Origin of the sequence: Kribbella sp. NPDC050820 (assembly GCF_040653975.1) — a bacterium.
GTDB lineage: Bacteria > Actinomycetota > Actinomycetes > Propionibacteriales > Kribbellaceae > Kribbella.
In genome coordinates, this window is the sequence record NZ_JBFAHB010000137.1 from 1 (window position 1) to 11,155 (window position 11,155).

The 11,155-nt window shown below is 68.9% G+C and carries 9 protein-coding genes; 2 read left to right on the top strand and 7 right to left on the bottom strand.

Translation table 11 applies throughout. The features are described 5' to 3' along the window. Positions 1 to 132: 132 nt before the first annotated feature. Complete coding sequence (locus tag AB0H36_RS47185; RefSeq protein WP_360538651.1) at positions 133 to 672, top strand: pyridoxamine 5'-phosphate oxidase family protein; 540 nt, start codon at positions 133 to 135, stop codon at positions 670 to 672. Positions 673 to 1,727: 1,055 nt separating this feature from the next. Here the strand turns inward: AB0H36_RS47185 and AB0H36_RS47190 are convergent. From AB0H36_RS47190 to AB0H36_RS47210, 5 genes are all read right to left on the bottom strand, one after another. Beyond that, positions 1,728 to 4,289 carry a helix-turn-helix domain-containing protein gene (locus tag AB0H36_RS47190; protein ID WP_360538654.1) on the bottom strand — a complete coding sequence of 854 codons (2,562 nt, stop codon included), beginning with the start codon at positions 4,287 to 4,289 and terminating at the stop codon, positions 1,728 to 1,730. Between the two features lie 171 nt (positions 4,290 to 4,460). Next, positions 4,461 to 4,667 (bottom strand): hypothetical protein, encoded by a 207-nt coding sequence (locus AB0H36_RS47195; protein WP_360538657.1) that lies wholly within the window; start codon positions 4,665 to 4,667, stop codon positions 4,461 to 4,463. Between the two features lie 101 nt (positions 4,668 to 4,768). Then, on the bottom strand, positions 4,769 to 5,188 hold the full coding sequence (locus AB0H36_RS47200; RefSeq protein WP_360538660.1) for a YjbQ family protein: 420 nt from the start codon (positions 5,186 to 5,188) through the stop codon (positions 4,769 to 4,771). Between the two features lie 9 nt (positions 5,189 to 5,197). Continuing rightward, complete coding sequence (leuS, locus tag AB0H36_RS47205; protein WP_360538675.1) at positions 5,198 to 7,651, bottom strand: leucine--tRNA ligase; 2,454 nt, start codon at positions 7,649 to 7,651, stop codon at positions 5,198 to 5,200. Positions 7,652 to 7,858: 207 nt separating this feature from the next. Then, positions 7,859 to 8,485 carry a TetR/AcrR family transcriptional regulator C-terminal domain-containing protein gene (locus AB0H36_RS47210; RefSeq protein ID WP_360538663.1) on the bottom strand — a complete coding sequence of 209 codons (627 nt, stop codon included), beginning with the start codon at positions 8,483 to 8,485 and terminating at the stop codon, positions 7,859 to 7,861. Positions 8,486 to 8,570: 85 nt separating this feature from the next. On the opposite strand from AB0H36_RS47210, the gene AB0H36_RS47215 reads away from it, so the two are divergent. After that, positions 8,571 to 9,023, top strand: a complete 453-nt coding sequence (locus AB0H36_RS47215; RefSeq protein ID WP_360538666.1) for a hypothetical protein — start codon at positions 8,571 to 8,573, stop codon at positions 9,021 to 9,023. A gap of 65 nt (positions 9,024 to 9,088) precedes the next feature. On the opposite strand, the gene AB0H36_RS47220 is transcribed toward AB0H36_RS47215, so the two are convergent. Beyond that, on the bottom strand, positions 9,089 to 9,949 hold the full coding sequence (locus AB0H36_RS47220; RefSeq protein ID WP_360538669.1) for a trypsin-like serine protease: 861 nt from the start codon (positions 9,947 to 9,949) through the stop codon (positions 9,089 to 9,091). 349 nt (positions 9,950 to 10,298) lie between these two features. Next, on the bottom strand, positions 10,299 to 11,155 hold an 857-nt coding region (locus AB0H36_RS47225; RefSeq protein WP_360538672.1), incomplete at its 5' end, for an AraC family transcriptional regulator.

Below are 11,155 nucleotides of genomic sequence, written 5' to 3' on the forward strand. Positions count from 1 at the left end.
CTCCGAAGTGAACCGCCACAGCGAAGCCACCGGCGGCACCTGCGCGGCCGCATCCACGATCACCGCGCCGCGCAGTAGGCGTGGGAGCGGGAGACACGCCTTTTGTCTGCGCGCGGTGTCAGACTGCGGAAGATGAAGGAGACAGCAGCGGAGATCAGTGAACTGCAGGAGCTCCTCGACGCCGCGTACCAGCGCTCGACGGAGCATCTGCGCAGCATCATCACGGGCTCCCGCCAGCTGGACGCCGAGGCGCTGGTGCGGGTTCTGACCGGGATGTGCACGCTCAACGTCGCCACCGTCACAGCGCGGGGCGAGCCGCGGATCAGTGCGGTCGACGGGCACTTCCTGCACGCTCGGTGGGTGTTCAGCACGGCCGGTTCGGCGGCGAAGGCGCGGCACCTGCGGGCGAGGCCGGCGGCGAGCATCTCGTACGTCGACGGCGAGCGGATCGGCGTGTTCAGTCACGGGGACGTGGAGTTCCTGACCCCGGAGCACCCGGACTTCGCCGAGATCGAGGCGCACCTGACCAAGTTCTACGGCAGCTCGCCGTCGAGTTGGGGGCCGGACATCGTCTACTGCCGGCTCCAGCCGTCCTGGATGGTCGGGTACGGCGACAGCGCGGCGCTGCTCGCGGAGGCCGAGGAGAAGACCGCGAAGAAAAAGAAGAAGTAGCCGGCAACGGGCTAGCGAGGTGAAGGCCACCCCTCCGGGGCCTTCACCTCGCTGTGCTGACTTCCTCCTGTGCGTCAGCTCGTCGCCTCACTCCGCCGGCTCCCCCGAAGCCGACGTCTCACCGGCTCCCCTGTCGCCGGCACATATCTCCCCGCCGCCGCGCTCGCGGCGCTGCGGGTGCCGTCGGCGCTCACCCCGCGCGCCGCCCCGTTGGCCCTGCTGTCTCGCACCGGCCAGCCGGCGCCCACCTCACTCGCGCCGCCTCGCCGGCGTCCGACCAGCGCCGCCTCGTCGGTGGCCTCCCACTCACCGCCTCGACGCCGCTTCACTCACACCGGCGAGCCGGCGCTGGATCCCAGCGCCGGCTTGCCGATGCTCATCGACGTCGGCTCTCCTGTGCCCGACGCCGTACACCGGCCCCCCGATGGCCGGCGCTCACCTCTGCACGCCGGCTCCCCCGAGACCCGGCGCCTACCGCTTCCGCCGGCTCCCCTGTGGCCGGCGCTTGGTGCTGTGCTGACTCCCCCTCGGTGTCAGCCGAGTTCAGTCCTCGTCGAGCTACTCCCCGCGCCGGTTCCCCGAAGGACCGGCCTGACCGCGAGCTCGTCGAGGTCCCGGGAGGCCCCAGCGGCTGACCCCGCCGGCGGGTGACCGAACCCGCCGGCTTCCCGGTGTCAGCCGGACCGACACTCGTCCCCTGTGTCGTGTGCACGGTCCAGTGCTGGGACCCCGCCCCGGGTGTGGTGCCCTGACGGTGCACGGCACCCGGTTCGGGCAGGACAGATCCGCACTCCGCAGCACTCCGGAGCTCTCGACAGCCGATCGGCGCCCCCACCGTCCGGCCGCCGGATGCCCTCCGCGTCGCCTCCCCCAAGCTGTTCGGCAGTCCAGCGCAGCACCATGGCCTCGTCACGGTTCACCGCCCATTCCCTGCCTGCCCGGCTTCGGTCTCTGCTTCGTGGAACCTGTCCTACGGCTGTAATTCTTCGGCCGGCGGGCATGTCAGGACGAGGCAGAAGAACCGGCAGTTACCCGGCAGCTTCAGCGGATGCGCGTCACGAAAGCGAGGCGAGTACGTCGTTCGCCAGCCGCTGCAGCGCGGCCGCGGGGTCAGGCTCAGGCCAGCCGTCGGCGACCGATGCGCTGTCGCACGACTCCTGCAGCACCGCCCACGCGGTCGGCGCCATCGGCGGGTCCATCGTGCGCTGCCAAGCCAGCAACTGACCGCACAGCACGTCGCCGGCAGCTGTCTGCCCCAGCGCGTGCAGCACGGCCACAGCCTCGGGGAGTACGTCGAGCAGGTAGACGACCCGCCCTTCGGCCACCAGCCGGTTGACCGCGTCCCGGATGCAGACCCTCGCCTGCTCCACGTCACCGGCCTCGCGAGCCAGCCGGGACCGGTAGAGCATCACCAGGTAGTCGAAGTACCCCCGGTGGCCGCGGATGTCGGCGGCCGCCTCGTCGAGCAGCGCCCGTGCCTCGTCGTACCGGCCTTCGTGGTACTCGACCATGGCCAGGCAGCCGGCCACCTTAGTGCGCTCGGGATCGTCGGACGCCTGGACCTCACGGGCGAGCAAGGCCCGACGCCGAGCCTCGGTCAGGTTGCCCAGCTCAACCTCCAGCCGGCTGAGCGCCATGTAGGCGATCTCGTCCGGGTAGACACCCGGGTTGACCAGCTCGGCCTCCCAGGAGAGCAGCAGCTCCTTGGCCTCGGTCAGGCGACCCCAGCGCATGAGGGCGATGGCGCAGGTGCCTTGGACGGTCGCGGACCGCTGCACGTCGCCGTGCTTGCGGGCGTCCTCGACCAGACCGGGGATCTCGGCCAGGCTCTGTGTGTCGAGCAAGTACGAGCCGGACGACACCCAGCCGCTACGGGCGAGCAGACCCATCTCTGTCTCGCCGGGCATGAGCTGCCGCGCCTGTCCGTAGTACCGACGGGCGCCGCGCACGTCACCAGTCAGGCTGGACAGCCGGCCGGCAATCGTCAGCAGCCTGCCGCTGACCTCGTTGTCCGTGACGTTCTCCGCGCACAGCGTCGCCCAGCGGATGCCGCTCTCAGCCACACTCGCCTGGTACTGCCACGCGATCCGGAACCCGAGCACGATCCGCGCGGCGACGTCCCACTGCCCCAGCTCGGCCGCACGCTCCAGCGCGACCTCGAACACCGCGCTGTTCGCATGGGCCGCCCGGTAGCGCCGGTCCCGGTCCGGCGACGACCAGGCGCCCTCGAGCCCTTGGACGTACGTCGAGCACCACGCGACCGCTCGGTCCCGAAACTCGGTCAGGTCGTCCGCCTGCGACGACAGACCGGCGTACGCGTGCTCCCGGATCGTCTCCAGCAGCTTGTAGCGAGCGCCGTACAGCTGCTCGAACTCGTGCACCGGCTGCAGCAGCGACTTCTCCACCAGCTCGGCCAGCAGCATCGGTACGTCGAACGCGTCGATCGGAGCGCCCGTACACACGCCCGCCACTGCGTCCAGCGTGAACGGGGACCCGAGCACGGAGGCCCGGTAGAGCAGCTGCCGAGCGGCGTCGGACAGCGCATCCACGCTCCACGCGATCGTGTCGGCCAGCGTGCGCTGGTGCGGCGCACCGAACCGCCTCGGCCCCGACAGCAGCCGGAACCGGTCGTCCAGCGCAGCCAGGATCGTCTCCACCGACAGCGAGCCCGCCCGAGCGGCCGCCAGCTCCAGAGCGAGCGGCAGACCGTCCAGCCGGCGGCACAGCCGGGCCACGGTGGGCGCGTTCTCCTCGGTCAGGCTGAAGTCCGGCCGTACTCGCGCCACCCGCCGGCAGAACATCTCCACGGCCGGGCTGGCCTTGATCTCCGCGTAGTCCTTGTCGTTGGCCGGCACGTCGAGTACGGCGACCCGCCGGACCACCTCGTCCGGCAGCCCGAGCGGGATCCGCGACGTCACCAGTACGCCGACCCCCGGGAAGCTGCGCACCATCCGGTTCGCGACCGTCGCCACCCCGTCGAGCACGTGCTCAGCGTTGTCCTCGACGATCACCAGGTCACCCGGTTTGCGTCCGGACAGTACGTCGTCCAGGTCCGACGTACCCGGTGCTGTGCCGAAGGCGTCCAGGATGGCCGACGGTACGGCGGCATCGCGATGGACGGTCGTGAGGTCGACGACCACGACGGTCGTGTCGGCGCCGGAGAACCGGTCGGCCGCGGCAAGCGCGAGCTCCGTCTTCCCGACGCCGCCGGGACCGACGAGCGTGACGAGCCGGTTCTGCCGCAGCAGGCCCTCGAGCTCAGCGAGCTCCTGCTCGCGGCCGACGAGGCCGTCGGGGATCGGTCGGGTGCCCCGCCAGCGCAGTCCGGTCGCGGCCGGAGCGGCCACCGAGATGGGCGGCCGGGGCGCCCCGTGCCCGGCTGCTGCCACGAAGTTGCCGGCGTGATCGCCCTCCAGCCCGAGGGCGGTCGCGAGCAGCCGGACGGATTCCTTCCGCGGTCGCGCGACCCGGCCGGCCTCCATCTCGCGGATGGAGCGCACACTCAGCCCCGCCCGCTCGGCCAGCTCCTCCTGGGACAGCCCGGCATGGACCCTCAAGTCGAGCAGCAGACCGGCGAAACTCCGCCCGCCGTCAGCCCGGCCTTCCGCGTCCGCCACAGCCCGTCACCCCTCTTGAGGCCTCACGTTCCTGACACAACATAGCGTGACGGGAGTGAACTTGGCGGACCTGCCCGGCGTGCGGAACGCGGCCTGGATCACACGAATCCGTTGTCAAAAGCAACGAGATGATTCAGGGTGAAATCACTGCGGGCGCAGAAAATAAGTGTTTCAAGCGGTCGCGCGAACCGAGGCCGATTCATTTTCACCGCTGTAGAGAGAATGCACTGCGGCCCAGTCCGCGAGCCGCGCGCTGGTGTCGGCGCGGCCGGTGTCGGCATTCAACAGGCTGCCGGCACAGATGCCGCGCGTGGCGCGGATCAGGAGTTCGGTGCCTAGCCCCGCCCACTGGGCCCGAAGAGTGTCAAGCGCTGCCATGACCGCAATTCAACCGGAATCGTGTTTCGCATGCGTAACGCAACCCGCAACATCACGATAAGTCACAAGAATTCCGGAACCGCTTGTTACCGGGTGGTCCATTAACCGGGCAGCCAGGAAAGCCGGACCTGCCGGCGCGGATTGTCCACGTTGGTGTCGACCAGGCAGATCGACTGCCAGGTGCCGAGCATCATCCGGCCGTCGAGCACCGGGATCGTCGCGTACGGCGGGATCAGCGCCGGCAGCACGTGGTCGCGACCGTGCCCCGGCGTACCGTGCCGGTGCCGCCAGCCGAAGTCCCGCGGCAGCAGGTCCTCGAGGACCGCCAGCAGGTCGGTGTCGCTGCCGGCGCCGGTCTCCAGGATCGCGATCCCGGCGGTCGCGTGCGGCACGAACACGTGCAGCAGTCCGTCGCCCTGGGCCTGGTGGGCCTCACGGTCGACGAACTGCTCGCACCTGCTCGTCAGGTCGAAGACAACCTCGCTACCACCGGTCGCGACATCGATCAGCTCGGAACGCATCCCGTCAGCTTAGGCCGGGACGATGTTCACCAGCTTCGGCGCGCGGACGATGACCTTGCGGACTCCGCGGCCGTCCAGCGCCTTCTGGACCGCCTCGGACGCCAGCACCAGCTGCTCCAGGTCGGCCTCGGCGATGTCCGGGGACACCTCCAGCCGGTCCCTCACCTTGCCGGCGATCTGGACCACGCAGGTGACCGTGTCCTGGACCAGCAGCGCCGGGTCGACCTTCGGCCAGCCCGCCTTGGCGACGGTCGGCTCGTGGCCCAGCGTCTCCCACATGTCCTCAGCCGTGTACGGCGCGACCAGGCTCAGCAGCACCGCCACCGTCTCGACCGCCTCGCGGACGGCCGGGTCGGCCGCACCCGGTCCGGCGTCGATCGCCTTCCGGGTCGCGTTCACCAGCTCCATGATCCGGGCCACCATCACGTTGAACCGGTGCGAGTCGACCAGCTCGGCCGCGTCCGCCACCGTCCGGTGGGTGATCTTGCGCAGCTCGACGTCACCGGCCGCGGGGTCCGAGCCCAGCGGCGCCTCGACAGACCCGGCCAGCCGCCAAGCGCGCTGCAGGAACTTCAGCGCGCCACCCGGCGACATGTCGGCCCAGTCGATGTCGTCCGACGGCGGGCCGGCGAACACCATGGTCAGCCGGACCGCGTCGACGCCGTACAGGTCGATCTGGTCGCCCAGGTTGACGCCGTTGCCCAGCGACTTGCTCATCGACTTGCCCTGGTTGATCACCTGGCCCTGGTTCAGCAGCCGGGTGAACGGCTCGACCGCGGACAGCAGGCCCATGTCGTGCAGCGCCTTGACGAAGAACCGCGCGTACAGGAGATGCAGTACGGCGTGCTCCTTGCCGCCGACGTACTGGAACACCGGCATCCAGCGCTCGGCCGCAGCCGGGTCGAACGGGCCCTCGGTGTAGTCCGGCGACAGGTAGCGCAGGAAGTACCAGGACGAGTCCACGAAGGTGTCCATGGTGTCGGTGTCCCGCTCGGCCTTGCCGCCGCACTTGGGGCAGTCGACCTCGACCCACTCGCGTGCGGCCGCCAGCGGCGACACACCCTTCGGCGCCAGGTCGGCGCCGCGCAGGTCGGGCAGCTCCATCGGCAGCTGGTCGTCCGGGACCGGCACCTCGCCGCAGGACGGGCAGTGGATGATCGGGATCGGGCAGCCCCAGTACCGCTGCCGGCTCAGCAGCCAGTCGCGCAGCCGGTAGTTGATGGTGCTCTCGCCCAGGCCCTTGCTCTGCAGCCACTCGCTGATCCGCGCCTTGGCCTCGACGACGCCCAGCCCGTTCAGGCTGATCTCGTCGTTCGCGCTGTTGATCGCCGGGCCCTCGCCCGTGTAGGCCTTGCCCTCGAAGCCGTCCTCCGGCTGCACGGTCCGCACGATCGGCAGGCCGAACTTCTCCGCGAACTCCCAGTCCCGGGTGTCCTGGCCGGGCACCGCCATGATCGCGCCGGTGCCGTAGTCGGCCAGCACGTAGTCGGCGGCCCAGATCGGGATCCGCTCACCGGTCACCGGGTTGATCGCGTACGAGCCCAGGAAGACACCGGTCTTCTCCCGCTCGGTGCTCAGCCGCTCGATCTCGGTCTCACCCTTGACCTTGGCCAGATAGGTGTCGAAGGCCTCCCGCTGCTCCGGCGTGACCAGCTCGGCGGCCAGCTTGGCGTCCGGCGCGACCACCATGAAGGTGGCGCCGAACAGCGTGTCCGGACGGGTGGTGAACACCCGGATCGGCTCGTCGCGGCCCTCGACCTGGAAGTCCGCGAAGGCGCCCTCGGACCGGCCGATCCAGTTGCGCTGCATCAGCAGGATCTCTTCCGGCCACTGCAGCAGCTCCATGTCGTCCAGCAGCCGCTGCGCATAGTCGGTGATCTTGAAGTACCACTGGGTCAGCTCGCGCTTGGTGACCTCGTGCCCGCACCGCTCGCACCGGCCCTGCACGACCTGCTCGTTGGCCAGCACGGTCTGGTCGTTCGGGCACCAGTTCACGTACGACGCCTTGCGGTAGGCCAGACCGCGCTCGTAGAACCGCAGGAACAGCCACTGCGTCCACCGGTAGTACTCCGGGTCGGACGTGTGCAGCCGGCGCGACCAGTCGAAGCTCAGGCCGTAGCGCCGGATCGACTCCGCCTGGGTCTCGATGTTGCCGTAGGTGTACGTCGCCGGGTGCTCGTTGCGCTTGATCGCCGCGTTCTCGGCCGGCAGCCCGAACGAGTCCCAGCCGATCGGGTTCAGGACGTCGTACCCCTGTTGGAACCAGTAGCGCGCCAGCACGTCGTGCAGCGCGAACACCTCGGCGTGGCCCATGTGCAGGTCGCCGGAGGGGTAGGAGAACATCGTGAGCGCATACCGACGCTCCGCGGAGCCGTCGTCGCGCGTCTTGAACGGGTCCAGCTTCTCCCATACCGGCCGCCACTTGGCCTGCAGGACGTTGAAGTCGTACCCACCCCGGTCGATCGGGGCGTCCTCCACCTGCTCGCTCACGGTCCTACTCCATGTATTTCGTGTGTTGGTTGAGCCTAAATCTGCCAGAAGGCACACCGCGAAATGACAGTGCCCTAAAAAAGAAGAGCCCCTCGCGCAGGAGGGGTTGCCGCACTGACCGGCGCTCAGGCGCCTGGTTGCCAGTACGGCTAACTAAGGAGCAGGCTCACTCGCATGTGATCAGTCTAGCGCGTTCGGCTCGAGTCCGGACAGCAAGGCGTCGAGAGCGAACTCGAAGCGGGCCTCAGTGCCTCTGGGAGACGCTTTGCTCACCGCTTCCGCCAGCAGCGGGTACTCGGCCGGGTCCAGCGCGTCCAGCTGGTCCACGGGGTCGCCGTCCGGTGACGTGACGACGTGTCCCAGGACGAAGCCGGTCACTGCGTACAGCACGTCCAGAGCGTCGGCAGGCTGCAGTCCGGCGGCTCGCATGCTCTCCAGGGCGGCCTCCATCACCTGCAGGTTCTGCGCGGTGACGGCCGGCCGGGACGCGACCAGGGGGATGACGTTCGGGTGGGCGAGCAGGGTGGTGCGGAGCTCGCTCGCGTAGGCATGCAGGGCCTCCTGCCATGAGCCCGCCTCGAACGCCGGTGGGGCGATCGGTGCGACCAGCAGCTCGACCAGACCGTCCAGCAGCGCGTCCTTGCTCGGCACGTGGTGGTAGAGCGTCATCGCCTCGACGTCCAACTCCGCTCCGAGCCGGCGCATCGAGAGAGCCTTCAGCCCTTCGCGATCGGCGAGTGCCAGCGCGGCCCGCAGCACCGCCTCACGGGTAAGGCCGACGCGCTGACCAGGGGTACGGCGACTCACTCGAGGCTCCTCGCTTGAAGATTCTTACGGCGTAAGTATAGAGTCAATCTTACGTTGTAAGAATGACGTGGGGAGGAAGTTTCGGATGAGCACCATCACCGCGTCGGCACGGACGGCGTCGTACGTCCGGCGGGCGCTGTACGGCGGGCTGCTGCTGACCGTGGTCGCAACGCTGGCCCCGGTCGTCGACCTCATGACGGTCGACACCATCGGGGATCACGTGCGGGCCGCGTACCCGGACTGGTCAGCCAATCTGGTGACCAAGGACCGGAACGCAATCACGATCTACCTGGTCGCCGTCGGCGTACTCGGGCTTGTCGGCTGGGTGTGGTCGATCGTGGCTGTGGCGCGGACCTCGCGCCGGGTCCGGGCGATCTGCACCACGCTGTTCGCCGTCGGGGCGACGGTTCAGCTGATTGGGCTGTCCGTCGGCGGGGAGGCGTACACGACGATCGTCCCGCCACTGCACGGCGTGATCGGCTTCCTGCCGTCGTTGGCAGGGCTGGTGGTCGTTGTCGGTGTCTGGAGACGTCGGTAGCAGCCCGGACAGCACTGGTGCCGCGACCCCACTGACACGGGTCGCGGCACCAGTAACGACGAGCGTCAGCCGATCGGTACGCCGAACGTCTTCAGCCAGTCCTGGACGACCTTGATGTCGATCCGCTGCAGACCGTCGAGGTAGCGGCAGTTCTGCGTGTAGCCGTAGCTGGTCACGGTCACGACGTAGCCACCGTGGTACGTCGGGCCGCCGGAGTCACCGAAGCAGGTGCCCCCGGTGCCGCGGTTGTCGTTCTCGTTGCCGTTCACCTGCAGGATCTGCGGGGTGAGCTTCTGGCCGGGCTCCTCGGCCCGGCGGCGCAGCAGCGGGTACGACATCGGCGTCGGCTTCTGCGGGCCGGAGTCGGCCTTGCGGACCTCGGTGCCGTAGCCGACCGACAGGAAGATGGTGCTGTTCAGCTTCGGCTGCTGGTAGGCGTTGAGGTAGTTGGCCGGGGCGATCTTGGCCGGAGCGATGTTCGTCACCGGCCGGTCGAGCACGATCACACCGACGTCGTTCCAGTTGTCCAGATCGGTGAAATCGGAGTACTGCGGGTGCGTGGCCGCCGTACCGGACTTGTAGCCGGCCTTCTCGAGCTCGGCCTGCGTGTAGCCCTTCGACGGGTCCGCCGCGACCGGGAACGGCGACGGCGGCTGCTCGGCGATCACCGAGTCGAACGTGATCAGTGTCTTGCCCAGCGTGCCCTTCGTGCAGTGCGCTGCGGTCACCAGCACCGTCGGCGACACCAGGGTCGCCGTACAGCGGAAGCGTCCGTCAGGCATGTAGAACAGGATCAGGCCGACGTTCGGATGGCCGTTTCCGTCCGGCTCGCCTCCGGTGATGGCGGACGCGGGAACCAGGGATGTGGCTGCGAGGCCGAGCGCCAGCGCGATGACGCCGGCGATACGGCTGAGGCGACCCCTCATATGTCTCCTCCAGGAGTACGGCGGAAATACCTGGATGCATTTGAGCAGTCACGGTCTGCCCTGTCCATGATGTTGATTGACTACTCTGAGTGACAGATCCTTCGGGCACAGTTGCCCGGCCGAGCGGGCAGAGCTCGGCGGGAGCCGCTTTTTACCGTGATTGCGCGGTTAACGTTCCAGCCACACCACGACTTCTTGGGGGACCAACCGCATGATGCACCTGGGCAAGACGACCGCGACGGCCGCAGAAAATTCGCGACACCTACGAGAAGAAGTTCCACCAGCAGTCGGTCCTACGAACCGACACCACCGAACAGGCGTCGTCTAGAACCAGTCGCGCTGGGCAGGACTACATGAACTCGGTGCCGCCGGTTTGGCGGTGGTTGCCTGGGGTTCGGCCGTAGTGGCGGCGGAAGGCGGTGGAGAAGGGGCGTACGTCGGAGTACCCGCAGGCTCGGGCTACTTCGGTGACGGTCAACGACGGGTCCAGCAGGAGTTGGGCGGCCAGTTCGAGGCGTAGCCGGCGCACGGTGGACATGATCGACGCGCCGGTTTGCTGGTGGAAGAGGCGTTCGGCGTGGCGTTCGGACAGGTGGGCTACGGCGGCGACGTCCCGGACGGTGATCGGGCGGGAGAGGTTGTCGCGGAGGTGGCGTTGCATCGCCTCGACCACGAGCGGTCCGCGGTCACGCCGTACCGGTTCTACTGCGAGATCGTCGTCCAGGGCGAACGCTCTGGACGTCTCCATCACCAGCGTGGCCCCCAGCGCCGCAAGCGCGGCGCTGTAACCGGACACCGGCGCCGCAGCCTCAGCCGCCAACGCAGTGATGAGAGCCGGCAACGAGCCGACCCGGTCGGACATCACCGGCCCGTCCTGTCGAGTCAGCCCTGACCACCACCCCGGTTGGTCCGAGCCCGGCCGGAACGTGAAGCCCCAGAAGGCGATGCCCAAAGGCTCCGAGTGACTGGACTCGATTTCGTGGACGTCGCCTGGACGGGCGAGGAAGACAGCACCCGGGTACACCTCGTACTGCGAGGAGCCGGAATTGAAGCGGCCGGCGCCGGAGTAGGCGAGGCAGACCTCATGGAAGGAGTGGGTGTGCCAGTAGTTGCGCCAGTACTCCGGGCGGTAGTGGCCCCAGCTCAGGAAGTCCGCGCGGAAGCCGTCGACCTCGCAGGACTCCAGGAGCCCCGCGAGGTCGACGA